This is a genomic window from Pseudomonas sp. H1_A03 (assembly GCF_054685145.1).
Genome location: NZ_CP162829.1, coordinates 193,241 through 218,176 on the forward strand (window position 1 = coordinate 193,241; position 24,936 = coordinate 218,176).

A 24,936-nucleotide genomic window follows, 5' to 3' on the forward strand; every position below is an offset into this window, starting at 1 on the left:
TTAAGCCTGTTCCAACGAGGTTTCTACACGGTTGGCCGGGATTTTCTTCTCGGCGACCAGGCGAGCGTGCTGCTCGGCTTCGATGCGCTCGATCGTTTCGACCGGCACCATGTAGCCTTGATCATCACGTGCAGCGTGGACAATGAAGTAGCCGATGGTGCCCACCAGGCTAACGATTGCCAGCCACCAGATGTGCCAGATCATCGCGAAACCGAACACGGTCAACAGCGCACCCATCACCACGCCAGTGGCGGTGTTGCTTGGCATGTGGATCGGTTCGTAGTGCTTGGGCTTCTGGTACGCAGTACCGTCTTCCTTGGCTTCGGTGAACGCATCGATGGTGTTCGCAGTAGGGATCACGGCGAAGTTGTAGAACGGAGGTGGCGACGAAGTCGACCATTCCAGGGTGTGGCCGTTCCATGGGTCGCCGGAGTCGCAAGCGTTCTGCTTACGGTCACGGATGCTCACGTACAACTGGATCAACTGGCAGGCAATACCCACAGCGATCATGATTGCACCGAACATGGCAACGTACAGGTACGGTACCCACTCAGGGTTGGTGGTAGCGTTCAGACGACGGGTCATGCCCATGAAGCCCAGTGCATAGAGCGGCATGAACGCGACGAAGAAGCCCGAGATCCAGAACCAGAATGCAGCCTTGCCCCAGCCTTCGTGCAGCTTGAAGCCGAACGCTTTCGGGAAGTAGAAGCTGAAACCCGCGATGTAGCCGAATACAGCACCACCGATGATCACGTTGTGGAAGTGAGCGATCACGAACAGGCTGTTGTGCAGGACGAAGTCAGCACCCGGGATGGCCAGCAGTACGCCGGTCATGCCGCCAATGGCGAAGGTCACCATGAAGCCCAGGGTCCACAGGACCTGGCTGGTCATGCGCAGACGACCGTGGTAGATGGTGAACAGCCAGTTGAATAGCTTCACCCCCGTCGGGATGGAAATCAGCATCGTTGCCAGGCCGAAGAAGGCGTTGACGCTGGCCCCCGAACCCATGGTGAAGAAGTGGTGCAGCCACACCATGAAGCCCAGTACAGAGATTGCGCCCGATGCGTAAACCATCGAGTGGTGACCGAACAGGCGCTTGCCGGTAAAGGTCGAGATCACTTCGGAGAAGATACCGAACGCTGGCAGGATCAGGATGTACACCTCAGGGTGACCCCATGCCCAGAACAGGTTCACGTACATCATTGGATTGCCACCAAGTTCATTGGTGAAAATGTGGAAATCCAGGTAACGGTCAAGCGACAGCAGCGCCATGGTAGCGGCCAGGATCGGGAACGAAGCCACGATCAGGACGTTGGCCCAGGTGCAGGTCCAGGTGAAGATCGGCATGTCCATCAGTTTCATGCCAGGGGCGCGCATTTTCAGCACGGTGGCCAGGAAGTTGACCCCCGTCAGCGTCGTCCCGAGTCCTGATAACTGTAGCGCCCAGATGTAGTAGTCCACACCCACGCCAGGGCTGTATTGCAGGCCCGACAATGGCGGATACGCAACCCAACCGGTCTTGGCGAATTCGCCGACGCCCAGGGAAACGTTGATCAGCACAACGCCGGAAACCAGCAGCCAGAAGCTCAGGGAGTTCAGGAACGGGTAAGCCACGTCACGCGCGCCGATCTGCAGCGGCACTGCAAGGTTCATCAGGCCGGTGAAGAAAGGCATCGCCATGAAGATGATCATGATCACACCGTGGGCGGTGAAGATCTGGTCATAGTGTTCAGGCGGCAGGTAGCCAGGCGAACCCTCGGTGGCCATGGCCAACTGGGTACGCATCATGATGGCGTCGGCAAAACCACGCAGCAACATGACCATGGCGACGATGATATACATCACGCCGATTTTCTTGTGGTCGACCGACGTCAGCCACTCGGTCCACAGGTAGGTCCACTTCTTGAAATAAGTGATTGCCGCAAACAGTGCCAGACCACCCAACGCGATCATGGCGATGGTAATCATCACAATCGGCTCGTGGAACGGGACCGCATCCCAACTTAATTTACCAAACATCGTTTACTCCTCTGCCCCAGCAGTTGAATGCGAGCCCGCGTCAGAACCTTCAACCGCGGCCACTTCTTTCTTCTCGTGCTTGACCGGCTTGCCTGGCTTCATACCTTCGTACTTGTCGACGATTTTCTGAAACAGGTTCGGCTCAAACGCGGAGTACAGCGCGACTGGGTTGTTCTGGCTTGGTTTGGTCAGGGCGTCGTATTCAGCTTGATCAAGCTGTTTAGGTGCGGCCTTGACTTTGGCGACCCAGGCGTTGAAATCTTCCTGGCTCGTCGAGATCGCTTTGAATTTCATGCCGGTGAAGCCAGCGCCGCTGTAGTTCGCGGAGATGCCTTCCATTTCAGCTTTTTCGTTGGCGATCAGGTGCAGTCGGGTCTGCATGCCTGCCATCGCGTAGATCTGACCGCCCAGGGCTGGGATGAAGAACGAGTTCATCACGGCGTCGGAGGTAATCCGGAAATTAAGCGGAGTGTTCTCCGGGAACTGGATCTCGTTGACAGTGGCGATACCCAGGTCCGGGTAGATGAACAGCCACTTCCAGTCCAGCGCAACCACTTCGATATTGATCGGCTTGACGTCGGATTCCAGCGGACGGTACGGGTCCAGTTCATGGGTCGACTTATAGGTGATGTAACCCAGGGCGATGATGATGAGGATCGGAACCAGCCACACCGCGATTTCAATCTTGGTGGAGTGCGACCACTTCGGCGCGTAGGTCGCGCTGGTGTTCGACGCGCGGTATTTCCAGGCGAAGGCGAAGGTCATGATGATCACAGGCACCACGACCAGCAGCATCAGCAGGGTGGCGGTGATGATCAGGTTTCGTTGATCCAGACCGATCTGTCCTTTTGGGTCCATCAAGGTCCACTTACAGCCTCCCAGCATTAACATCATGCCAAGCAGCGGCAAAAAGCCTAGTAATCGGGGGTACCTGTTTTTACTCATCTCACGACCTCTAAAGCAGCTTGCGCAATGCAGTTGGGTTTTGATCGCCAACACTTCACCCTGCCAAGGGTTGGCATTTCTCTTCGATTGAATAAGAGCCTGCCCGTCACGCCATAAATCTACGTTTCACGGACCTGCGGTGAGTTCTTATTCGATTTCGTGGCTAAAGGCCTTGTTACAGACCAATTCCATTTGGTGCGGGTAGTTGAAAGGCTGCCGGAACCTTGGGGTCGCACAGAGCCATCCATCTGCCCCTCGACCGCTCCAGTGCTCAAAGATTGAACAGCACCGGACATTCAGTGCGGGCGATTGTAGTTAGCTAGCGATGTATAAACCATGTCTTATAAAGAAATAATTTTTATCGATTACAGCAATAATCCTTCACCTTTATTGCAAAGGTTCGCGATCTTATCGTGTTCGATTCTCAACAAAAACCACAAAAATTGCCGTGTTATAGGGCAACCTGCCGCAGTCCTTACGGTCTGTAAGGGCACGCCAAACCGATGCAACCCCCCATAAAACAAGGCATTCAGACATCACGAAATCGCGGGAGCAGCGTGAGGTGCACGCCACTGGCGGAGCCACGAAGTGACAGCACATCTTGGCCGCATGATGCAAATTTAAGCGACCGTTTGGCGGATCAGAAACGTCTTGCGGCTGCTTCCGTGTGACAACATGTCGCATGCTGCGCGCACTCGCCGTTGTCCTGCGTCACGCTCTGTTCACAAATCCCCACAAACAAAAAACGCCCCGGCCTTCCTTTAAGGAGGACCGGGGCGTTTCAGTAAATGGCTCAGGCTTTGCGCTGGCGATTACGGTAAATGCCCAGGGGCACCAGGATTACCGTCAGCACGAACGCGACCAGAGCCCATTGCGCCAGGGACAGGCCCAGCACCGGTGGGTACGGGGTGCTGCAGAAACCATCGACCTGGAAGCCCAAGGGAAACACCTTGGCCAGGGGCAGGTCATCGACGATCGGTTGCAGCACATCAATGCCGCAGCTGACCTGGGGATAGAACTGGGTGTACACATGGTGACCGGCTGCGGCGACACCACCGAGGGCGCTGAGGATCACCAGCCCCTCGAAAAAGGTGAGCGCCCCTTTGGTGCGCATGGCCGCGCCGATGAACGCGAAGATCGCGATCAGCAATAAGGCATAGCGTTGCAGGATGCACAGTGGGCATGGCGCCTCGCCCAGCACCACCTGCATGTAGAGCGCACCGCCGATCAGCGCCAGGCAGATGATGCCCAGCAACACCAGAAAGCGCCGCTCCCTGCCTAAACGCAATTCGTCACTCATTTCCGGTTCCCTTTGTTTGGTTGTGCCAATGGCCGCAAGTTTACACACAGGGAGTGGTTTAAACAGAGGGGGGTTAACGGGGGATTAATCTGGAGAAATAGAGAACCCAATGTGGGAGCGGGCTTGCTCGCGAATGCGGTGTGTCAGTCAACTTATGTATGACTGATCTACCTCATTCGCGAGCAAGCCCGCTCCCACATTTTTGGACAGTGTGGACCTTCAGGCCTTATTCCAGGGCCGCCGCTGGGCCGAAGAATTCGTAGCGGCTTTGTTTTTCGGGGACACCCAAGGCTTTGAGGTGGCGCTTGATCGCGGCCATGAAGCCTTTGGGGCCAAGGAAATAGGCGTCGATGTCGCGCTGCTCGGGCAACCACGCCGCAAGCTGTTCCAGGCTGAGCAACCCCACCTTGTCCGCCGCTGGGCTCACACCATCATCTTCGGCGTAGCAATAGAAGCGCTTGAGCTGCGGGTGCTTGGCGGCCAGGGCATCCACCCAGTCACGGAATGCATGCACGCCGCCATTGCGCGCGCAGTGAATGAAGTGCACCGGACGCTCGGTGGCCAGGGCGGCTTCGAGCATCGGCAAGGTGGGCGTGATGCCGACCCCGCCGCTGATCAGCACCAGCGGTTTATCGCTGGCCGCCAGGGTGAACTCACCCGACGGTGGGAACAGGTCGATGGTCGCGCCGACGTGCAATTGGTCATGCAGGTAGTTGGATACCCGCCCACCGGCTTCGCGCTTGACGCTGATACGGTACAGGCCCGTGTCAGTCAGGGCCGACAGGGAATAGTTGCGGCGCACTTCCTCGCCATCCAGCACCAGCTTCATGCCGATGTACTGGCCCGGCGCGGCATTGAGGATCGGGCCGTTGTCCACCGGGGCAAAGTAGAAGGAGATGATCTCGTCGCTCTCCTCCACCCGCTTGACCAGCAGGAACGGCCGCGCACCACGCCAGCCACCGGGTGCCTGGGCTTTCTCTTCATAGATCGCCGCCTCAGCGCCGATCAGGATATCCGCCAGTTGGCCGTACGCCGCGCCCCAGGCACTCATCACTTCGGGGGTCGCGATCTCGCTGCCCAGCACTTCGGAAATCGCCCGCAGCAGGCAGGCACCGACGATCGGGTAATGCTCCGGCAGGATCTGCAGGGCCACGTGCTTGTTGATGATCTTGGCCACCAAATCACCCAGTTGATCCAACTGGTCGATATGTCGCGCATACATCAACACACCGTTGGCCAGGGCGCGGGGCTGGTCGCCGCTGGCCTGGTGCGCCTGATTGAACAGCGGACGAACTTCTGGGTACTCGGAGAGCATCATGCGGTAGAAATGGGTGATCAATGCTTCGCCACCACTTTCCAGCAGGGGCACGGTGGACTTGACGATGGCACGGTCTTGGGCACTAAGCATGGGAGCCTCCTGGGCTTCTTCACTGATTACCCTGACTTACTCAGTATTCGTGCCAACTTATTAATCTTTACTTTTCAAGCACTTAAATTACATGTAGTCAGTATGACTTCCTACACCTTATAGTCATAAGGACTACAAGGAGTCTTTATGACTGCGCACTCATTGCTCACCACCCTGCTGCCTCTGGTCGCCGACCTGTCCCGCGAGCTGCCTGAAGGCGAGCGTTACCGCCGCCTGCTGCAAGCGATGCGCGCCCTGCTCCCTTGCGATGCCGCCGCGTTGTTGCGCCTGGACGGCGAATGGCTGGTGCCACTGGCCGTCGATGGCTTGAGCGCCGACACCTTGGGTCGACGCTTCAAGGTCAGCGAGCATCCGCGCTTTGCCGTGCTGCTGAGCAGCCCCGGCCCCACGCGCTTTGACAGTGACAGCGAATTGCCCGACCCCTATGACGGCTTGGTGGATGGCCTGCATGGCCACTTGGAAGTGCACGACTGCATGGGCTGCCCGCTGTTCGTCGACGACCAGCCCTGGGGCCTGCTGACCCTGGATGCCCTCGACACCGAGCGTTTCGAACGCGTGGAACTCGATGCCCTGCAAGCCTTCGCCAGCCTCGCCGCCGCCACCGTCAATGTAGCCGAGCGCATCGAGCGCCTGGCCTTGCGCGCCGAAGACGAACACCAGCGTGCCGAGATTTACCGCCAGGCCAGCGGCCAGCAGCACAAGGAAATGATCGGCCAAAGTAAAAGCCACAAGCGCCTGGTCGAGGAGATCAAATTGGTCGGTGGCAGCGACCTGACCGTACTGATCACTGGCGAAACCGGAGTGGGCAAGGAACTGGTGGCCCAGGCCATCCACGCCGCATCAACACGCGCGGACAAACCGCTGATCAGCCTCAATTGCGCCGCCCTGCCGGAAACCCTGGTGGAAAGCGAGCTGTTCGGCCATGTGCGCGGCGCCTTCACCGGCGCGTTGAATGAGCGCCGCGGCAAATTCGAACTGGCCAATGGCGGTACGTTGTTCCTGGATGAAGTGGGTGAGCTGTCACTGACAGTGCAAGCCAAGCTGCTGCGGGTACTGCAAAGCGGCCAGTTGCAGCGGCTGGGCTCGGACAAGGAACACCAAGTGGACGTTCGCCTGATCGCCGCCACCAACCGCGACCTGGCCTTTGAGGTGCGCAACGGCCGCTACCGCGCCGATTTTTACCACCGCCTCAGCGTGTACCCCCTGCAAGTACCGGCGCTGCGCGAACGCGGGCGCGATGTACTGCTGCTGGCCGGCTACTTCCTCGAACAGAACCGCTCGCGCATGGGCCTGGGCAGCTTGCGCCTGACCAGCGATGCCCAGGCGGCGCTGCTGGCCTATAACTGGCCGGGCAACGTGCGAGAGCTGGAACATTTGATCGGACGCAGCGCGCTGAAAGCCTTGGGAAACTGTCGCGAACGTCCGAGGATTTTAAGCTTGAGTGCCCAGGACCTCGACCTGCCCGATGTCAGCGCGCCGCAGATCGAAGAACAGACTGACATGGCGACCGCCGTCACCGGCGACCTGCGTCAGGCCACCGAGCACTACCAGCGCCAAATCATCAGCGCTTGCCTGGAGCGCCACCAGCACAACTGGGCCAGCGCCGCCCGCGAACTCGGCCTGGACCGCGCCAACCTCGGCCGAATGGCCAAACGCCTTGGAATGAAATAACCCAAACAACCCGCTCCCACATTTAGATTTGTTGTGCCTTAAAGACTGGGTTCACACGCTTCACCCTCCGAAACACCAACACATTCCCCACCATCACCAGCACCAACCCCACCAACGCCGGCGCCGTCCACTGATACCCCTCAACAAACGCCGACACATTCAGCGCCACCACCGGAAACAACACCGTGCAATACGCCGCACGCTCCGGCCCCATCCGCCCCACCAACGTCAGATAAGCCGTAAACCCAATCACCGACCCCGGAATCACCAGGTACCACAACGCGCCGACATACCGCGCGCTCCAGTCCATCTCGAACGGAATCCCACGCACCACGCAATACGTCGCCAACATCGCCGCGCCATACGCCATGCCCCAGGCATTGGTGGTCAACGGCCTGAGCCCGGCCTTCTGCTGCAAACTCGAGAGCATATTGCCCGCCGAGAAACACATTGTCCCCAGCAACGCCAACCCCAAGCCAAGCAAGGTCTGCGGACTGGCGGTATGCCCCACCAGTTCTGGCCAGAACAGCAAGCCCAGTCCCAGCAAGCCAAGGCCGCCGCCCATCAACACATTGCGCGCCACCCGCTGGCCGAAAAATACCCGCGCATTCAGCGCGTTCCACAGCGTAGCCGTGGAGAACACCACCGCCACCAACCCACTGGGAATCCACTGGCTGGCCGTAAGAAAGCACATGAAGTTGACGCAGAACAGGCACAGCCCTTGGGCCAGGCAGATCAAGTGCCCACGCCGGTTCATCACCTGCAACTTGCGGCTGAGCACCAACAGCGCAAACAACACCAGCGCCGCCAAGCCAAAGCGATAGACGATGGACACGGGAATTGCCACCACGCCCAGCTGCCACTTGAGGGCGATCCAGGTGGTGCCCCAGATCAGCACGGTGAGTAAATACAGGGAAAGGTTCATAGCGGGCTCCATCGGTTGAGCCACAGTCTGGCCCTCCCTTCGTGGCGCGCTCTTGCACAATCTTGCGCTTTTGTCGGACGACGGGATCACAGCGCCAACCGCGGGGAGTAGGATGCAAAGCGTCGGAGAGTACTCACCATGCCTGATCTGGAATCCCTGCAAGTCTTTCAAGCCCTTAATCGCTCGCCCAACGCACGCCTTGAGGCCTGCGCCGAGCTCGGTGACGGCTTGTCTGCGGCGTTGTGGAGCAACCACCATGACTCGCAGGATTACCAGGCGCCGAGCCATCACACGTTGTCGTGCTACATCGGCGGCGGCACCGGCACCTTTCGGCGTGACCAGCCGGGCACCAAGGGCGGGCCCGACAAGCTGTGCATCCTGCCCGCCGAGCATCAGTCGGCGTGGGTGATCAACGGCGAGATTCGCCTGGCCCACGTGTATTTCAGCCCGGAGCAGTTTGCGTTGGGCTGCATCACCCTGCTCGACCGCGAGCCCCGCACCTTGCACCTGCGCGAAAGCACCTTCCTGGAAGATGCCAGCCAGGCCCGGCGCTTTCATCAATTGATCGCGCTGAACTGGCACGAACCCGCCGAGCGCTTGCTGACCAGCAGCCTGGCCCATGAAATGCTCAGCCACACCCTGCTCAGCCAGGTGGGCGCGCGTGAAGGGCTGCGCCTGAAAGGCGGGTTGGCGGCGTACCAGCGACGACTGTTGGTGGACTACATCGATCACCACCTGGAAGACCCGATCAGCCTGGGCCAATTGGCCGGGATGTGCGCGCTGTCGGAGTACCATTTCGCGAGGATGTTCCGCCAGACGTTCGGCCTGCCGCCCCATCAATATTTGTTGGCGCGGCGATTGACCCGTGCCCAGGCGCTGCTGCGCAGCGGCGCCCTGCCCTTGGGCGAGATCGCCTTGATGTGCGGTTTCTCCAGCGCCAGCCACTTCACCCATCGCTTTCGCCAGGCCATGGGCGCCACACCCGGCGAGTATCGCCAGGCGTTCTGCGCTTAGATCATCAACCCCAGGGTCTTGGCCTTGGCCACCGCTTGCGTACGCCGCTCCACGCCGAGTTTGCTGTGGATGCGCCGCGCGTGGGTCTTGACGGTGTGCAGGGAGATAAACAGGCGGTCGGCGATTTCCAGGTTGGAGTTACCCAGGGCGATCAACTGCAGCACTTCCAGCTCGCGCTGGCTGAGTGGGTTCTCGACCGCTCCTGACGTTGAGGCTTGGGGCTCCATGCCCAGCTCGCTCAACAACCCCGGCGAGCGCAGCCGCAGCTCGCGAATCGCCTGCTGCACCTGGCAACGCTCCGCCAGCTCCAGCCCGGTTTGCAGCGAACGGCGCGCCAGTGAGGCGTCGCCGACTTGCCAAGCCACTTCGCCGAGCACCAAGTGCAGCTCGGTCTCCAGGCAGAGCATGCCGCGTTGGTGGGCGATGCCCAGCAAGGCCGTAAGCCGCGCTACGGGTTGCTCGGCACAGCCCAGTTTCACTTCCGCCAGTACCAGCAGGTATTCCAGACGCGGGATCAGTTCCAGGGTGGCCGGCGGCGCCTGCTTGGCCTCGGGCCCACGGAAATGGCGCAGTACGCGGCGCACTGCTTCTACGGTCAGGTCGGCGCGCCCCTGTTGCAACCAGAAATGCCCGCTGACCAACAGCAGCACCGCGCGATACACCCTGTCGGGCACCTGGCGTTGTTGCATCAGCCGTTCGGCTTCGCGCAGTTGGTCAAAGGCTTGGGCGTAGTCGCCACGATTGGCCGCCATCAGCGCCAAGCCGAGAAACCCGTAGAGCACGCGCTTGTCCTGGCTGTGCAGGCACACCTTCAAGCCTGTTTCGAAGCATTCGACCGCCAGGCTGTCTTGCCCCTGGCGCAACGCCAGATGCCCGCGCCGCAGGGCAATGCGCCCGACCAAGGGCCCGGCCTTGAGCCGCTGCTTGAGTAACATCGCCTGCACATTTTCCAGCAGGCTTTGCGCCCGATACGGCGCGCCGCGCTGCTCCAGCAATTGCGCGTGATCCAGTTCGAGCAAGGCCTCGAGCAGCAACGAACCATGGGCCCGGGCCAGGCACAACGCTTCACGGCTCAGGCTCTGGGCCACGTCCAACTCGCCACGCAGCAAGGCTTGCTGGGTCAGGCCCGACAAGCACATCAGCCGCGACGTCCAGGCACTGTCGGGCAAGGCTTGCAGCGCCTCCAGGAAATGTTCGCGAGAGCGCTCTGCATCGCCGCCCAAATGCAGCAGCCAGCCCCATTGCGCCTGCCAGCGCGCCAGCAGGTAGCGTTGTTGCGCCGCCGTCGGTTGCGGGGCGAACCGCGCAAGCTGGTCGATGCATTGCGCGGCCCTGTCGAAACGCCCGGCGAACAGCAATGCCGCCGTCACCAGCCCGACCAGTTGCGCCGAGCCGAGCATCAATTCATCGCCATGCTGCTCGTGCAAGCGCAACAGCAACACCGCGTTCTGCTGGCGGAACAGGTCCTCGAAACTGAAGTACTGCAACAGGCTCACCGCGACTTCATATTCTTCGGCCAGCAAGGCGTGCTCAAATGCCGCCTGCCAGTCCTGTTCGGCGGTGAACCATTGGCAGGCGCGCCGGTGCCAGGAGCGCTTGGCCGGCCAGGGCTCATCACGCATCAGCTGTGCCAGCGGCGGGAAAACCTGTAGCCAATCCGTGTCTTCCCAAGGCTGGATAAACGCGCCGAGGGCCTGCAAGTCCCGCAGGTATTGGACGCCGTCGCCAAAGCCGAACAGGTGCTCGCACAACCCCGTATTAAAGCGCGGCAGATGGGCCAACACGCGCCAGGCTTCGGCCAGCTCGGCCGGCAAGGTGCTGAACAGCTCGTGTTGCAAATAGTCGAGCAAGGTTTTGTCCGGGTGACCATCGCCGAGCAGCGCGATGCGCACACCGGCGCACCAGCCGGCGCTGAACTGCAACACACGGTCGACGGACTGCCCTGGCGCATGGCTGAGCAGTTGCTTGATTTCCTCAGGATCAAACGCCAACTCGGCGCCACACTCCAGCAACTCATCGTCGAGCAACAGCCGTGGCCAATTGCACGCCGGACGGCGCCGCGCCCCAAGCCACCAGCTCAACGCCGGGCTGCTGGCAGTGAGCAGGCGGTCGAGCAAGGCGTCGGTGTCGGGCGCGGGTAAGCGGCAGAAGTCATCGAGGAACACCCACGCCGAGGTGTGCCAGCGGCCAAGGTCCAGCAGCAACGTGGCTTCATCGGTGAATGGCAAGCCGAGGCTTTGTGCCAGGCGCAGGCACAGATCGAGAGGGCTGAGGGCAACACCATTGAGCGGCAACCAGTACACCTGGCAATCCTGGGGTGCCTGCAATGCGCACTCGGCGAGCAACGCACTTTTGCCACTGCCACCCGGCGCGCACAACAGCTTCACCCTGACCTGCGCCGCCAGCAAAGGCACCGCCAAGCGCGGGCGCAGCAGATGGTGGGCGGACAGCCGAGGCATGAATCCAGGACGGTCCAGGCAGCGTGTCATGGCGGTCATTGCTGCATCCTGCGTTTTTATTGTTATGCAACGTGGCGACTACCCTAGTCCTGTGGTCGGCGGTTGTTGAAGAAGTATTCAGCGGGGTGATTGAAGGGCATAAAATTCAAGGCATACACAAACCAATGTGGGAGCGGGCTTGCTCGCGAATGCGGTGGATCAGTCTAAGAATCCAGTGACTGACACTCCGCATTCGCGAGCAAGCCCGCTCCCACATTTGGATTATGTTTCAAATGGAGATCAGCGAACCCCCTCTGCCCTCAACGCCGCCGGCGTGTAATCCGCCGCCTTGGCATTGAACCCAAACACAAAACTGCTCTTCTCCTCGTTCTTCATCCCCAAGGCGATGTAGCGCCCGGCGATGATGTCGTACAGCGTCTCCACCGTGTAGGCGGGCACCTGGTGGTTGTAGTAGAACTGCGCATGCCCCTCGGCAACCCGCCACAGTTGGCCACGGCCGTCATAGTGATCCACCAGTGCCACCTGCCAGCTGTCTTCGTCGATGTACATGTGGCGCTTGGCGTAGATGTGCCGCTCGCTCGGCTTGACCGTGCCAACCACTTCCCACACGCGGTGCAGCTCATAGCGCGTCAGGTCCTGGTTGATGTGGCCGGCCTTGATGATGTCGTCGTACTTGAGCGTCGGCTGGTCCAGCTTGTAGCTGTTGTAGGGGATGTACATCTCCTTCTTGCCCACCAGCTTCCAGTCATAACGGTCAGGCGCGCCGGAGAACATATCGAAGTTATCCGTAGTGCGCAGCCCATCGGATGCAGTACCCGGACCGTCATACGACACCTGCGGCGCGCGCCGCACGCGGCGCTGGCCGGCGTTGTAGATCCAGGCCAGGCGCGGCTCCTTCACCTGGTCGAGGGTTTCGTGTACCAACAGCACGTTGCCCGCCAGCCGCGCCGGCGCCGTCACCGATTGCTTGAAAAAGCTCAGCACGTTGGCGGCCTTGGCCTGGTCCATGTCCGGGATCGCTTGCGGCACCGCCACTTCTTCTTCGAAGCGGATCGGCGTGTACCCGCCGTTGGTCTGCGGGGTGGCCTGGGTGATAATGCGGCGCAGGTTGCCACCGTGGTATCGGGTGATGTGGTTCCACAGCACTTCCACGCCATTCTTCGGAATCGGGAACGCGTAGTAGCGGTTGCCGGTGAAATTTTCCAGGCCATTACCGTCGTTGATGGCCTTGACGTTCAGCGCGCTGCGCTTGATCGACTCGTAAATCTCCGGCGGCAGATTGACCGTGCGGTGGCTTGGATACACCGGAATTTTATAGGTCTCGGGATAGCGCTTGAACATCGCTACCTGGCCGTCAGACAGCTTGTCTTTATATTTGTCGACGGTGGCGGCGGTGATCACGAACAATGGTTTTTCACTGGCGAACGGGTCGGCGAGGAAGCCCTTGCTGTCCACCGCACCGGCGTTTTTGGGAATGCCGCCCGTCCAGGCCGGGATCGAGCCATCGGCGTTGCCGGCTTTTTCGGCGCCCACCGGGGTCAGGGTGGTGCCCAGCTTGGCCGCCTCGTCCGGCGACACCGCCGCCATCACGTTGGCGGCCAACAGGCTGAGGGCCATTACCGCAATTATTTTACGCATAGAGTCTTGTCCTTCTTTAAGCCAAATCAGAAGTTCACGCCGAAGCTGAGGGCGAGGAAGTCACGGTCGGTCAGGGTGTTGTAGTCGCCACCAAAGAAGTCGGTGTAGCTGAGGCTGGCGGTGTAGGTGTTGCGGTAGTCCGCATCGACCCCCGCACTGATCGCCTTGGCGCCTTTGTTGAACAGGCCGTTGGGACCGTAGCCGGCGACGTCATGGGACCAGGACAGATTGGGCTTGAGGTTGATCCCGGCGATCACGTTGTTGTAGTCAAGGATCGCCCGCGCGCGGTAACCCCAGGAGGTAGACGTGACAAAACCATCGGTGTCGCCTTGGAAACCATAAGCGCCGTACACCGAGTCGCGGCCGTAACGCAGTTTGGATTTATCCTCCAGGCCGCCGACGTGCACGATGGCCGCTTCGCCCACCAGCGTCAGGCGTTCAGCGCCGAGTACCTGGTCGAAGAATTGGGTCATGCTGCTTTGGATCTGGGTGATTTCCTTGCGGCGGTAGCCTTTGTTGTCGTCGCCGAAGTTGCTGCGGATCGGCGAGGCCAGTTGGCCGGAGGTCGGGTTGACCAGGGCCAGGGTCAGGTCGGTGGTGTTGAGTTGCACCGGCGCATTGGGGCGGTAGCTGATCTCGCCGGTCCACGCCGTGCCGGTGGGCAAGGTGGTGGAAAAACTGGCCCCGAACAGGCGAATATCTTCCGGGTAGTCGAGGTAGTACTGGCCGCGGCCGAGCATCAGGCTCTGCACCAGGCCCGCACCGGAGCCCGGCGCAATGGCGTTGGCGGTGCCGGAGATCGCGCCGAGTGTCGCCAAGTTGGTGTTGTTGGTGATGGTGCCCACGATCGGTGAACGGCTGTGGTAGTTCATGAAGTACAGGCCGTACTCGGTGTCATCCCCCAGCCAACGCAAGGCCGTACCGAACTGGCCGGAATCCCGCGCATCGCGGTCACCGGCGCGACGTACGATCACGCCTTCATTGGTCGCGCCAAACCCTTGGCCGAACGCCGCCGCCACAGGTTGCAACGGCCTGATCGCCGGGTTCCCGACGGTGTAGTTGTTGGTGCAACCATCCGCCGCCACATCGCTGCCAAAAAAAGTGCCGCAGTTATCCAGCACCGTCTGGTCCCATTCCAGCTGGTAGAACCCTTCTACGGTCAGTTGGCTGGTCAGGCTTTGTGAAGCGAACAGCATGTTGACCGGGATCAGCCCTTCCTTGATCTCGGCACCCGGGCGACGGAAGGCAGACACGTCAATAGGGTTGATGCTGTTGATGGAGTTGCCGATGAAAGTACTTTCACCCCAGCTCACCACTTGCTTACCCGCGCGCACGGTGCCCGGCAGATCGCCCAGTGAGTAGTTGTGATAAACGAAGGCATCGAGGATCTGCGCACCGCTGGACTTGGCGCCTTCCTTGCGGTTGTGGTCGCTGATCTGCTTGAACTCGCGATCTTCGTCCTTGAGTTCGAAGTCGTACCAGTATTTGCCACGGACAAACACGCCCGTGTCGCCGTACTTCAATTCAAGGTCGTGCAGGCCTTTGAAGATTTTCGAGAAGGTCTCGCCCTTCTTGAAGTTCAGGCGCCCGTCATCCCCGGTGGAAGCCTGGCCGGTGCCGCCATTGACGGTGCCCACCAGTTTTTTGTCCGCATCGCGCATGCCCCAACTCGCGCCCACCGACAGCGAGGAGTCGAATTGCCCTTCGATCTCGCCAATGTTGAATGAAACAGCCTGTGCCTGCGCACAGCAACCCAACGCAACCGCAGCGGCCAGCGCCTGTGGCCTGAAGATGGCGCGCATTGTTGTTCTTGTCATGCGTCTTCCCCGGTGAGTGACAGAAGGCCCCACCCTACTGCCGCCCATCAGGAGGGATAAGCGCACCAAGGAGGGATTCGTGTTGTCGCTCGAAAGGATTACCGGGCGCTCTGGCGTGGGTCTGCGCGCGGGCATGCACCGTGTGGATGGCGGGTTATCAGGAAGATGGATGGAGCACGTTAGAACTGTTGCTGATTCAGCAACAGTCCTTGTCATGAATCGGCATTACTCATTTTGTTACTAACGGCTATTCTTGCCGGGCTTTCAGGGCAAACGGCCCACTTCCCCGACCGGAAGAAAAGCCAGATTCAAATGGATTGATGACTGTTTTCAATCCGTTACCCGTGTTCACTGACGTTGATTTGTCGCTCCTTGATCCAACGTCTTACTTCGGCCGCTGCCTATGCAGCGGCCTTTTTTATGCCTTGAATAAAACGGGGCGCCATCAGCGCCCCGTAGGATTCACTCTTTTTCAAGCAACGATCACAGGCTGTATTTCTGCAGATTGGCCATCATCTCCTTCAACGCCTCGATATTGTCCTTGGGGTGGGCCGCACCGTCGAAGTCGCAGATCTGCTGCCAGTGTGCGGCCACATCGTCGGGCGAGAAGCCGGCTTCAGGGTCAAAGCCCACGCCCAAGCTGCGTTCCCAGCGGGTCTTGCCGATCCAGCCGCCGCCTACTTCAAACAGCCCCGAGGTTTCCTGACACGCCTCACTGCCCAGGTACACCACCAGCGGGCTGACCAGCTCCGGCTTGAGGCGCTCGAACACTTGCGGTGGGATCAAGCCTTCGGTCATGCGCGTGCCGCCGGTGGGGGCAATGGCGTTCACCAGAATGTTGTTCTTGCGCCCTTCCAGCGCCAGCGTGCGGGTCAGCCCATAGAGGCCAAGCTTGGCCATGCCGTAGTTGGACTGGCCGAAGTTGCCATAGATGCCCGAGGTGGACGCAGTGAAAATCACCCGGCCGTAAGCTTGCTCACGCAGATGGGGCCAGGCAGCGCGGGTGACTTTGTAGGCGCCTTCGACATGCACCCGGTAAACCAGGTCCCAATCGCTGTCGTCCATTTTGTGGAAAGTCTTGTCACGCAGAATACCAGCGTTATTGACCACCACATCGATACGGCCGAAGGCATCGAGGGCGTTCTGCACGATCTTGTCACCGTCGGTGACAGAGTCATGGTTGGCCTCGGCAATACCGCCCGCTTCACGAATCTCGGCCACGACCCGGTCGGCGGCCGAGGCATTCGCGCCTTCACCCTGGGTAGAACCACCGAGATCGTTGACCAACACTTTCGCGCCATGTTTAGCGAACAACAGCGCATGGGCCCGGCCCAATCCGCCGCCGGCACCGGTGACGATCACGACCTTATCCTGGAACTGCACTGACTCACTCATACCGAACTCCAATGGCGACAATGGGAATGGGTCGAGTGTCAGGCACGGGGGCTCTGGTCACAATAGATACGGCAGGGGCTGAATGGTGCTCGATAAGGCTGAGGGATGATTGTGATGGACTAACGAAAATCTAAATGTGTGTAGTGAGCGGGCTTGCCCCGCGCTGGGTGGCGAAGCCGCCCCAATAAAGACACCGCCGAGTTCCAGATAGAACCCATTTGCCTGGTTTAGGGCCGCTTCGCAGCCCAGCGCGGGGCAAGCCCGCTCACTACAAGTGTTCTTGAGGCTTTAATGGCTATCGCAGGCAAGCCAGCTCCCGCACTGGGCCAGCAATTCGCTCGCGAAACGCGAGGTAGTGCTTGAGCACCTGCACCGGCGCCTCGATCTGCGGATAGTGGCCGATATTGGCCAGCAAGACCGTGTCGGCGTGGGGCACCAACTCGTGGTAACGCTCCACCATGTGGGCGCCGGAGATCGGGTCTATCTCGCCATCAATCACCCGCAGTGGGACTTCAGCCTGCTGCATTGCCGCGACCCAACGATCACGCAGGCGCCGACGCTGAGGAATGTAGGCGATGAGCTTGTGCAGGATGCGCGTGCCATCGTGACACTCGATCAGGCTCCAAAAATCATCCAGGGCGCTTTCGCTGGGGCGGGTATTGGGGCCGAATATCTGGCTGAAGCTGTTCGCCAGGGCATTGCGCCCAAACGCACGGCCGATCATCCAGCCCAGGGGGCTGAGCAAGAGCTTTTGTACCAGCGCCGGGCGATGGGTCTCAGGAAACAACCCCCCGTTGAGAAACACACAACTGGCCATCTGAAAGCGACCTTCATAGTGCCGCGCCAGTAATTCCTGGGCGACGCTGTCGCCGTAGTCATGGGCCAGCACATGCACCGGCTGCTCGACTCGCAGGTGCTCGAGCAGTGCCTGCTGCAAATCCGCCTGTTCCAGTAGGCAATAACCGTGGTCCAGCGGCTTGGCCGAGCCGCCAAAACCGAGCATGTCGCAGGCGATCACCAAGTTGCGGTGGGCCAGGGGCTGCCACACGTAGTGCCAGTCCCAACTGGCAGTGGGAAAGCCATGGATCAGCAGCAACGGCTCGCCCTGCCCCGCCACCCAGTAACGGATGCTGCGGCCGTGGAATTCGAATGTCTGGCTGCGTTTGCGCCAGACACTGAGCGGAATCTCGGCGAGTGGCATCAGGTTTTATACCCAGGATCGACGCGGTCCAACTTGCGCAGCAACGCCGGCCAGGCCAGCGCGCCCCCCATACCTTGTGCGCTCTTTGTGACCGCCGCCACCATTGCCTTGGCACCGATGAGTATCTGCGGCCCGATGGCGATCAATTCAGCGCCGCCGCTTTGCGCCAGCACCTGGATATCGCAGGCGCGCTGGAAGGTAAACATCATCAAAAAAGTGTCGGCGATGGTGCTGCCGCACGTCAGCAGCCCGTGGTTGTGCAGCATCAGGAAATTGTTTTCGCCAAGATCGGCCTGCAAGCGGGCCTTCTCTTCGTGGTTCAACGCCACCCCTTCGTAGGCGTGATAGGCCAGGCTCGACAGCACGAATAGGGACTGCTGGCTGATCGGCAACACGCCTTGTTTCTGCGCCGCCACCGCAACACCCGAAGCGGTGTGGGTGTGCAGCACACAGGTCACGTCGTGGCGAACTTCATGGATGGCGCTGTGGATGGTGTAGCCCGCGGGGTTGATCTCGTAGGGGCTGTCCATCAGCTTGTGGCCGGCCTGATCGACCTTGACCAGGCTCGACGCGGTGATCTCGTCGAACATCAGCCCATAGGGGTTGATCAGGAAATCATCGGTCCCCGGCACCTTGGCCGAGATATGCGTAAAGATCAGGTCATCCCAACCATGCAGCGCCACCAAGCGATAACAGGCTGCCAGGTCGACGCGGGTTTGCCATTCGGCAGCGCTGACCTGATCGTGGACATTCTGTGGCGATAGAACGGGGGCTAGGCTCACGGTAACGACCTCCTTGGCGTACGTTCTTATTATTTTTTTGAGTGATGGGGCAGTCTAGCCAGACGTCGTGGGCGCCGTAGTTGCCTTGGCAGCCAGCTTGATGACCGTACGAGTCAGTGTTGAGAATAGTTTAAATACGTGAGTACAACGTCAGAGAAGTGCCGCCAATAAAGGGGCGGCACAGGCATTGGTGCGCGAATGAGCGCTCAACCGCGCAGCGCAATGACCAGCTCGGCCAGCCACGGTTCGGCGTCAGTTTCCGGGGTGACACTTTCGCTGGCGTCCAGGCGCAACATCGGCAGCACCTCGCGCACGCCCAACTCAGCAAACAGCTCACGCATTTGCTCGCCGCCACCGCAGAAGGTATCGCCATAGCTGGCGTCGCCCAAGCCGATGACTGCACCAGGCAGGCCGCGCCAGGCGGCGGGCAGTTGGTCGCGAATGGTCGAATACAGGGGTTGCAGGTTGTCGGGCAACTCACCCATGCCGGTGGTGGACGTCACCGCCAGAAAAGCGTCCGGCGCAAATGCCTGCACATCCGCCAGACTGGCGCGAGGGTTGTGCCAGGCCTCGAAACCTGCGGCATTGAGGATACTGGCAGCATGACGAGCGACTTCTTCGGCTGTGCCGTAGACCGAGCCGGAAAGGATGGCGACTTTCATCAATCTAATCCTGTAGTTGAGCGAAAGCGTGGGATATTAGCAGCTCGACCCACCCCTTCAAAAAAACGTCGTGCTCGGATGGAAAGAATACCGGGGTGTCTTAGACTTGCGACACCTTACATAGATGAAGCCCCGCATGATTAACGCTCAATTGATGCAAATGATCATTGATGCCTCGAACGAAGGCATCGTTATCGCTGAACGGGAAGGCGAGGATTTGCCACTGATCTACGTCAATCCCGCCTTCGAGCGGATGACTGGCTACACCCAAGACGAAGTGCTCTATCAGGACTGCCGCTTCCTGCAATCGGGAGACCGGGACCAACCGGGCCTGATCGCCATTCGAGACGCGCTGGGCAATGATGGCAATTGTCGCGAAACCCTGCGCAACTACCGCAAGGACGGCACGCATTTCTGGAACGAGCTGTCGATATCCACCGTTTACAACGCCGCAGACAAACAGACGTACTTCATCGGCGTTCAAAAGGACGTCACCGTCCAGGTCAAAGCCCTGCAGCGCGTGGCCCAATTGGAAGCGCAGGTCGCCGAACTCAAAGCAGAACTGGCCGCACTCAAGACGACGAGTGGATCTAACAAAAATTAGATAAAACGGTGATTAAGAGGATAATGGCGTTTTAACACCTACCCGTTGAGCAGGCCTCATGCAACGCGACGCACTCCTGACGCAGGACGAACTGGATTTTATCCAGACCATGCAGCACAACCCACAGTTGAACCTGCGGGATGCATCGTCGAGCCTGACGGTCAACGGAGGGGCGCAGATTCGCGACCTGCTCACTCGCCTGGCCGCCCACGACCATGTCATCATCCAGGCGCAGTTCGACAACCAGCAACTCACGTTCCCACTGCACTTGGTCGAAGATGAGTTTCATGCGGTTCACCTGCGCTTGGGCGTGCCGAGTATTTTCGAAGACGGCCCGATGATTCGTCCGTGGCGCCTGGCGCTTGAAACGCCAGTGGCCCTGGAGAACATCAAGGGCAACCCGGGGGCAATGTGGGTGCATGAGGTGTCGTTCAAAGGCGTACTGGTGGAAATTCGGGGCCGGATCAAGCCGCCCAAAACCTTTTCACTGTGGTTCAGCCCATCGGGCTATGAGCGCATTGCGGTGCGCGGAACGTTCGAACGAGAAACGGCACGCGGGCTGTTCGCCTATCGGCTGAGCCAAGGCGACGCCGATGAAACCGAGCGTCTGCGTCAGTTCATCCTGCACCAGCACCGCCTGGCCCATCCTGAAGTGCATGCCTGAAATCAGGTATCCAGGCTACCGCTCAAGAATTGCTGCAAGCGGCGCTGCATCAGCCGCCCCTCATTACCGAGACAACCAATTGACGAGTCCGCAAGACGCTCCTGCGCCAACTCCGCAGCATCACCCGCCAGCAACAACGGGCAATCCAGGGTCATAGCCAGACGCTTGAGTCGCAGCGGCAGTTCACTGCCGGGCGCTCGATTGGAAAACAGCACCAAGGCTTGCGGCTGGGTCTTTTCGCAGATCAGCGTCAGTTCATCGAATGGCTGGCCTACGCCCATGACCTTCACTGCGAGCTTTTCCCCCGACATCAGCAGGCCCGCGACCAGCAACTCCAACTCGCGGCATTCCCCGGCAACGGCCGCGAGCAATACCCGAGGTACCGACGTGGCCGCTGCCACTTGCAGACGTTGCGCAGTGCGCGAGCGCAGGAAATTGTCGAAGAACAGCCACTCGCTGGCTTGGCCGAAGCGCCCTTGGTGACGCAGCAATGCCTGCCACAGCGGCATGAGAATGTCTTGAAACACTACGGTAATCGGGTAGGCGGAAAAGATCTGGCCGTACAGCCGGTCCAACTCACGGTCATCGAATGCGCTGATTGCAAGGCGCAGACGCCCATGCCACTGGACCCACTCCACCTGCGTTTCAGGCGCGGTGCCAGGTTCGCTGAGCAGCTCGTCTCGTGCGAGGATTTTGCCGACTTTGCTCACCGCGACGCCACGTTCGATCCAGTCCAGCACCCGGTGCACGGTGTCGATATCGTCGCGTGAGTACAACCGATGCCCGCTTTCGGTGCGGGTTGGCTGGATCAGGCCGTAGCGACGCTCCCAGGCGCGCAAGGTGACCGGGTTGACGCCGGTCAGCCGGGCGACTTCACGAATAGGGAAAAGGTCGTCGCAATCAGTGACATTGCTAGGCGTCTTTTCGCGCTGGGGAGCAGTAATTTCGGGCATCAGAGATGAAAAACATCCGCGTCAGTTTGAACACTATTTAACGCTTATTCGGCGGTGCGACACAAGTTACAGGGCGACCCGACCAAAGTACCTGGCGTATTTCGATAAAACAGGAATAATCCTTGCCTGTTTTTTCTACGTCGCTGCAACACCCCGCAGCCTCGTTTGTGTGCCGCCTACCCGGCCCAGCACACCCGCACACTTGGAGATACACAATGTCTACCTCTCCCGTCACCCTGATGGTTGCGCGTCGCGTGGCCAAGGGTCGCTATGAAGAACTGATGGCCTGGCTGCGCGAAGGCGAGCAATTGGCCACGGACTTCCCCGGCTACCTGGGCTCAGGCGTCCTTGCGCCGCCGCCCAATGATGATGAGTTCCAGATCATTTTCCGCTTCGCCGATGAGCACACCCTGCATGCCTGGGAGTTTTCTGCCTCCCGCAGTGCCTGGTTGAGCCGTGGCAGCGAATTGTTTGCCGACCCGTCCGAGCACCGCGTACGCGGCATCGACGGCTGGTTCGGTGCGGTGGGTGCTCGCCCGCCACGCTGGAAGCAGGCCGTGGCGATCTGGCTGGCGTTCTTCCCGGTATCGCTGTTGTTCAACTTTGTATTGGGCCCGCTGCTCAATGAACTGGAGCTGGTGCCACGTGTGCTGGTCAGCACCCTGGCGCTCACGCCCTTGATGGTTTATCTGTTTATCCCACTGTCGACCCACCTGCTGGCGAATTGGCTACATCCTTCCCCACCGCGCAAGGTCACTGAAGCTGCCGCTTGAGTACAGGGGCGTGCGGTCGCTGGTATAGTTTCAATCTGCCAGCGACGCGAGCCCCTCATGACTGCAACGAACGCCCCGATCCTGATCACCGGCGCCGGCCAGCGTGTCGGCCTGCATTGCGCCCAGCGCCTGCTGGACGAAGGCCACTCGGTGATTTTCAGCTACCGCAGCGAGCGGCCCGGCGTGCAGGCGTTGCGCGAGCGTGGGGCCACCGGTGTATATGCCGATTTCTCTGACGAAACCGGAATTCTCGCGTTTATCGCCGAGCTGCACACCCACACCCAGAGCCTGCGCGCGATCATCCATAACGCCTCGGCCTGGGTCGCGGAAACGCCTGGCGACGAAAGCCGCGCTTTTACCGACATGTTCAGCGTGCACATGCTTGCGCCGTACCTGATCAACCTGCATTGTTCACCCCTGCTGCAACGCTCGACACCGGCCGACATCGTGCATATCAGCGATGACGTGGTGCGCAAGGGCAGCCGCCAGCACATCGCCTACTGCGCCACCAAGGCCGGGCTCGACAGCCTTACGCTGTCATTTGCCGCGCAGTTCGCGCCGCTGATCAAGGTCAACGGCATCGCACCGGCGATGGTGATGTTCAACGAGGGCGACGATGCTGCCTACCGCGCCAAGGTACTGGCCAAGTCGGCACTGGGCATCGAGCCTGGGCCCGAGGTGATCTACCAGAGCGTGCGCTACCTGCTGGACAACCCTTATGTCACCGGAACCACCCTGACCGTCAACGGCGGGCGGCATATCAAGTAAGCCGTTTGTGAGGATGTTGTATGACCTTATCCCTGCCCCAACACTACCGCGAGATCCTTAAAGGTCTGGGCGAAGACCCCGAGCGCGAAGGCTTGCTCGATACCCCCAAGCGCGCCGCCAAGGCCATGCAATACCTGTGTCATGGCTACGCGCAGAACCTGGAGGAGATCGTCAACGGCGCGCTGTTCGCTTCTGACAATGACGAGATGGTGATCCTCAAGGACATCGAGTTGTACTCGCTGTGCGAACACCACCTGCTGCCCTTTATCGGCAAGGCCCATGTGGCCTATATTCCGACCGGCAAGGTGCTGGGCCTGTCGAAACTGGCGCGTATCGTCGACATGTTCGCCCGGCGCCTGCAGATCCAGGAAAACCTCACGCGGCAAATTGCCGACGCCATCCAGGACGTGACCCAGGCGGCCGGCGTGGCCGTGGTGATCGAAGCCAAGCACATGTGCATGATGATGCGTGGCGTAGAAAAACAGAATTCAACCATGAACACCTCGGTGATGCTCGGCGCGTTCCGCGAGTCGAACACCACGCGCATGGAGTTCCTGCAACTGATCGGACGGAGCAAGTAGCAATGCCACAACTTCAACCAGGCATGGCGCGTATCCGGGTCAAGGACCTGTGCCTGCGCACCTACATCGGTATCAACGAGGAGGAAATCCTCAACAAGCAGGATGTGCTGATCAACCTGACCATCCTGTATGCCGCCCAGGAAGCCGTGCGCGACAATGACATCGACCATGCGCTGAACTACCGCACCATCACCAAGGCGATCATCGCCCATGTGGAAGGCAACCGCTTTGCGCTGCTAGAGCGCTTGACCCAGGAATTGCTGGACCTGGTGATGAGTAATGAATCAGTGCTGTACGCCGAAGTCGAAGTCGACAAGCCCCACGCGCTGCGCTTTGCCGAATCGGTTTCGATTACCCTGGCGGCCAGCCGCTAACCCCTGAATTGCCAGTGAGCCTTATGAACGATCAACAACGCCTCGAACTCGAAGCCGCCGCCTTTCGCCGGCTGGTAGCCCACCTAGACAGCCGTAAGGATGTGCAGAACATCGACCTGATGAACCTCTCGGGCTTCTGCCGCAACTGCTTGTCCAAGTGGTACAAGGCCGAAGCTGACGAGCGCCAGATCGAGCTGAGCCTCGATGACGCCCGTGAAGTGGTGTACGGCATGCCATACGCCGAGTGGAAAGCTCAGTATCAGAAAGAAGCCAGCGCCGACCAACAGGCAGCGTTCGCTAAAAACGGCAACGGTAATAACTGATTAAACATGGAAGCAACCAAAGGAAGGTCAAGTGAAGCACTCAGTATATAAATTCGCCTTAATGCTAGGCCTATTGTCGTTAGGCGCTTGCTCCACCGCTGACAAATATGCCAGCGGACGCTATTACGAAATTTATTCTGTGAGCGGTCTGGGTGGCTGCGAGTTTAAACCGGCCTTTAACGACTGTGCCGAACAACGCGTTTTCGACGTAAAAATATCGGACAACAAAGAAAAAGTTGCGTTAGCAAAGTTCATCAACCCAAGTGACAGTGTCAGCTATTTTGGATTTATCCGAAACGACTATCAGGCACAAGTCAAACCCATACGTGACTTCCTAGCATGGGCACAGGCCGACACGCACACCGCCAAGCGTTTAACGATGAAACGGCCTGCGGGGAACACCTATGGTTATCTTTTTGAAAACAGAGAAGTCGAGTATCAGTTTGACTTTACTCAAACCCGCGCGGGCGTGCCGATGCTGGTGATTCACATCGACGGCAAGGATCGCTACTTCGGGCTGACGGTAGAACAGGCTAAAAAACTACTCAGCACGCTGGATGCCTGGTACGACAATCGTTCTGTAGGCTACAAGCTGACCTGATCCGGCGGGCAGGCAGCCGCAACGGCTGCCTGCCAATA

General features: G+C 59.8%; 23 protein-coding genes. 10 read left to right on the forward strand and 13 right to left on the reverse strand.

Features of this window, described 5'->3' with window-relative positions:
• The 4 genes from cyoB to hmpA all read right to left on the reverse strand — a co-directional run bounded on the left by cyoB (position 1) and on the right by hmpA (position 5,672).
• Entirely contained in the window at positions 1-2,019 is a 2,019-nt protein-coding gene (gene cyoB, locus AB4O35_RS00920) for a cytochrome o ubiquinol oxidase subunit I (protein WP_049711591.1), read from the reverse strand.
• 3 nt (positions 2,020-2,022) lie between these two features.
• On the reverse strand, positions 2,023-2,964 hold the full coding sequence (gene cyoA / locus AB4O35_RS00925; RefSeq protein WP_049711590.1) for a ubiquinol oxidase subunit II: 942 nt from the start codon (positions 2,962-2,964) through the stop codon (positions 2,023-2,025).
• Between the two features lie 793 nt (positions 2,965-3,757).
• The gene (locus tag AB4O35_RS00930) at positions 3,758-4,264 is read right to left on the reverse strand and encodes a disulfide bond formation protein B (protein WP_065874484.1); all 507 of its coding nucleotides are present in this window, start codon (positions 4,262-4,264) and stop codon (positions 3,758-3,760) included.
• A gap of 226 nt (positions 4,265-4,490) precedes the next feature.
• The gene (gene hmpA / locus AB4O35_RS00935; RefSeq protein ID WP_065880730.1) at positions 4,491-5,672 is read right to left on the reverse strand and encodes an NO-inducible flavohemoprotein; all 1,182 of its coding nucleotides are present in this window, start codon (positions 5,670-5,672) and stop codon (positions 4,491-4,493) included.
• A 147-nt stretch (positions 5,673-5,819) separates the two neighbouring features.
• Between hmpA and norR the strand changes: the two genes are divergently transcribed.
• Positions 5,820-7,364: a nitric oxide reductase transcriptional regulator NorR gene (gene norR, locus AB4O35_RS00940; RefSeq protein WP_065874482.1), complete on the forward strand. Its 1,545-nt coding sequence runs from the start codon at positions 5,820-5,822 to the stop codon at positions 7,362-7,364.
• A gap of 22 nt (positions 7,365-7,386) precedes the next feature.
• Here the strand turns inward: norR and AB4O35_RS00945 are convergent, their stop codons facing one another.
• Positions 7,387-8,289, reverse strand: a complete 903-nt coding sequence (locus AB4O35_RS00945; protein ID WP_065874481.1) for a DMT family transporter — start codon at positions 8,287-8,289, stop codon at positions 7,387-7,389.
• A 138-nt stretch (positions 8,290-8,427) separates the two neighbouring features.
• Between AB4O35_RS00945 and AB4O35_RS00950 the strand changes: the two genes are divergently transcribed.
• Entirely contained in the window at positions 8,428-9,303 is an 876-nt protein-coding gene (locus tag AB4O35_RS00950) for a helix-turn-helix domain-containing protein (protein WP_065874480.1), read from the forward strand.
• Here the strand turns inward: AB4O35_RS00950 and AB4O35_RS00955 are convergent.
• The 7 genes from AB4O35_RS00955 to AB4O35_RS00985 all read right to left on the reverse strand — a co-directional run bounded on the left by AB4O35_RS00955 (position 9,300) and on the right by AB4O35_RS00985 (position 19,257).
• Positions 9,300-11,801, reverse strand: a complete 2,502-nt coding sequence (locus tag AB4O35_RS00955) for a LuxR C-terminal-related transcriptional regulator (protein WP_065874479.1) — start codon at positions 11,799-11,801, stop codon at positions 9,300-9,302. The two genes, AB4O35_RS00950 and AB4O35_RS00955, sit on opposite strands and share 4 nt — an antisense overlap.
• Positions 11,802-12,041: 240 nt before the next feature.
• A complete protein-coding gene (locus AB4O35_RS00960) occupies positions 12,042-13,400 on the reverse strand; it encodes a DUF1329 domain-containing protein (RefSeq protein WP_065874478.1) in 1,359 nt (452 codons plus the stop codon).
• Between the two features lie 26 nt (positions 13,401-13,426).
• Positions 13,427-15,217, reverse strand: coding sequence for a DUF1302 domain-containing protein (locus AB4O35_RS00965; protein WP_083207107.1), 1,791 nt, complete (start codon positions 15,215-15,217; stop codon positions 13,427-13,429).
• A 483-nt stretch (positions 15,218-15,700) separates the two neighbouring features.
• A complete protein-coding gene (locus AB4O35_RS00970) occupies positions 15,701-16,612 on the reverse strand; it encodes an SDR family oxidoreductase (RefSeq protein ID WP_049711581.1) in 912 nt (303 codons plus the stop codon).
• A 295-nt stretch (positions 16,613-16,907) separates the two neighbouring features.
• Entirely contained in the window at positions 16,908-17,813 is a 906-nt protein-coding gene (locus tag AB4O35_RS00975; protein WP_065945778.1) for an alpha/beta fold hydrolase, read from the reverse strand.
• Entirely contained in the window at positions 17,813-18,595 is a 783-nt protein-coding gene (locus AB4O35_RS00980; protein ID WP_065874475.1) for a class II aldolase/adducin family protein, read from the reverse strand. The genes AB4O35_RS00975 and AB4O35_RS00980 overlap by 1 nt, the downstream gene beginning before the upstream one ends.
• Before the next feature lie 206 nt (positions 18,596-18,801).
• Entirely contained in the window at positions 18,802-19,257 is a 456-nt protein-coding gene (locus tag AB4O35_RS00985; protein ID WP_065874474.1) for a flavodoxin, read from the reverse strand.
• A gap of 136 nt (positions 19,258-19,393) precedes the next feature.
• Here AB4O35_RS00985 and AB4O35_RS00990 point away from each other — a divergent pair, with 136 nt between their 5' ends.
• Positions 19,394-19,861, forward strand: a complete 468-nt coding sequence (locus tag AB4O35_RS00990) for a PAS domain-containing protein (RefSeq protein WP_065874473.1) — start codon at positions 19,394-19,396, stop codon at positions 19,859-19,861.
• Between the two features lie 58 nt (positions 19,862-19,919).
• A complete protein-coding gene (locus AB4O35_RS00995) occupies positions 19,920-20,525 on the forward strand; it encodes a hypothetical protein (RefSeq protein WP_065945777.1) in 606 nt (201 codons plus the stop codon).
• Positions 20,526-20,527: 2 nt separating this feature from the next.
• On the opposite strand, the gene AB4O35_RS01000 is transcribed toward AB4O35_RS00995, so the two are convergent.
• On the reverse strand, positions 20,528-21,478 hold the full coding sequence (locus AB4O35_RS01000; protein WP_065874471.1) for a MerR family transcriptional regulator: 951 nt from the start codon (positions 21,476-21,478) through the stop codon (positions 20,528-20,530).
• Between the two features lie 215 nt (positions 21,479-21,693).
• On the opposite strand from AB4O35_RS01000, the gene AB4O35_RS01005 reads away from it, so the two are divergent.
• From AB4O35_RS01005 to AB4O35_RS01030, 6 genes are read left to right on the forward strand one after another with little or no spacing between them, the layout of a single operon-like run.
• Positions 21,694-22,251 carry an antibiotic biosynthesis monooxygenase gene (locus AB4O35_RS01005; protein WP_065874470.1) on the forward strand — a complete coding sequence of 186 codons (558 nt, stop codon included), beginning with the start codon at positions 21,694-21,696 and terminating at the stop codon, positions 22,249-22,251.
• 57 nt (positions 22,252-22,308) lie between these two features.
• Entirely contained in the window at positions 22,309-23,019 is a 711-nt protein-coding gene (gene folM / locus AB4O35_RS01010) for a dihydromonapterin reductase (protein WP_065874469.1), read from the forward strand.
• 20 nt (positions 23,020-23,039) lie between these two features.
• The gene (gene folE, locus AB4O35_RS01015; RefSeq protein WP_049711572.1) at positions 23,040-23,600 is read left to right on the forward strand and encodes a GTP cyclohydrolase I FolE; all 561 of its coding nucleotides are present in this window, start codon (positions 23,040-23,042) and stop codon (positions 23,598-23,600) included.
• A gap of 2 nt (positions 23,601-23,602) precedes the next feature.
• On the forward strand, positions 23,603-23,974 hold the full coding sequence (folX, locus tag AB4O35_RS01020) for a dihydroneopterin triphosphate 2'-epimerase (protein WP_065874468.1): 372 nt from the start codon (positions 23,603-23,605) through the stop codon (positions 23,972-23,974).
• Positions 23,975-23,997: 23 nt separating this feature from the next.
• Positions 23,998-24,297 (forward strand): DUF1244 domain-containing protein, encoded by a 300-nt coding sequence (locus tag AB4O35_RS01025; protein WP_065874467.1) that lies wholly within the window; start codon positions 23,998-24,000, stop codon positions 24,295-24,297.
• A 31-nt stretch (positions 24,298-24,328) separates the two neighbouring features.
• Entirely contained in the window at positions 24,329-24,898 is a 570-nt protein-coding gene (locus tag AB4O35_RS01030; protein WP_065874466.1) for a hypothetical protein, read from the forward strand.
• Positions 24,899-24,936: the final 38 nt, after the last annotated feature.

Coding starts and splice junctions, on each gene's coding strand:
- AB4O35_RS00930 (WP_065874484.1), bottom strand. CDS start 4,264: ATGAGTGACGAATTGCGTTTAGGCAGGGAGCGGCGCTTTCTGGTGTTG.
- folM (WP_065874469.1), top strand. CDS start 22,309: ATGACTGCAACGAACGCCCCGATCCTGATCACCGGCGCCGGCCAGCGT.
- AB4O35_RS00985 (WP_065874474.1), bottom strand. CDS start 19,257: ATGAAAGTCGCCATCCTTTCCGGCTCGGTCTACGGCACAGCCGAAGAA.
- AB4O35_RS00970 (WP_049711581.1), bottom strand. CDS start 16,612: ATGAGTGAGTCAGTGCAGTTCCAGGATAAGGTCGTGATCGTCACCGGT.
- AB4O35_RS00995 (WP_065945777.1), top strand. CDS start 19,920: ATGCAACGCGACGCACTCCTGACGCAGGACGAACTGGATTTTATCCAG.
- cyoB (WP_049711591.1), bottom strand. CDS start 2,019: ATGTTTGGTAAATTAAGTTGGGATGCGGTCCCGTTCCACGAGCCGATT.
- folE (WP_049711572.1), top strand. CDS start 23,040: ATGACCTTATCCCTGCCCCAACACTACCGCGAGATCCTTAAAGGTCTG.
- cyoA (WP_049711590.1), bottom strand. CDS start 2,964: ATGAGTAAAAACAGGTACCCCCGATTACTAGGCTTTTTGCCGCTGCTT.
- AB4O35_RS00945 (WP_065874481.1), bottom strand. CDS start 8,289: ATGAACCTTTCCCTGTATTTACTCACCGTGCTGATCTGGGGCACCACC.
- folX (WP_065874468.1), top strand. CDS start 23,603: ATGCCACAACTTCAACCAGGCATGGCGCGTATCCGGGTCAAGGACCTG.
- AB4O35_RS00955 (WP_065874479.1), bottom strand. CDS start 11,801: ATGACCGCCATGACACGCTGCCTGGACCGTCCTGGATTCATGCCTCGG.
- AB4O35_RS00965 (WP_083207107.1), bottom strand. CDS start 15,217: ATGACAAGAACAACAATGCGCGCCATCTTCAGGCCACAGGCGCTGGCC.
- AB4O35_RS00950 (WP_065874480.1), top strand. CDS start 8,428: ATGCCTGATCTGGAATCCCTGCAAGTCTTTCAAGCCCTTAATCGCTCG.
- AB4O35_RS01005 (WP_065874470.1), top strand. CDS start 21,694: ATGTCTACCTCTCCCGTCACCCTGATGGTTGCGCGTCGCGTGGCCAAG.
- norR (WP_065874482.1), top strand. CDS start 5,820: ATGACTGCGCACTCATTGCTCACCACCCTGCTGCCTCTGGTCGCCGAC.
- AB4O35_RS01000 (WP_065874471.1), bottom strand. CDS start 21,478: ATGCCCGAAATTACTGCTCCCCAGCGCGAAAAGACGCCTAGCAATGTC.
- hmpA (WP_065880730.1), bottom strand. CDS start 5,672: ATGCTTAGTGCCCAAGACCGTGCCATCGTCAAGTCCACCGTGCCCCTG.
- AB4O35_RS00960 (WP_065874478.1), bottom strand. CDS start 13,400: ATGCGTAAAATAATTGCGGTAATGGCCCTCAGCCTGTTGGCCGCCAAC.
- AB4O35_RS01025 (WP_065874467.1), top strand. CDS start 23,998: ATGAACGATCAACAACGCCTCGAACTCGAAGCCGCCGCCTTTCGCCGG.
- AB4O35_RS00990 (WP_065874473.1), top strand. CDS start 19,394: ATGATTAACGCTCAATTGATGCAAATGATCATTGATGCCTCGAACGAA.
- AB4O35_RS00975 (WP_065945778.1), bottom strand. CDS start 17,813: ATGCCACTCGCCGAGATTCCGCTCAGTGTCTGGCGCAAACGCAGCCAG.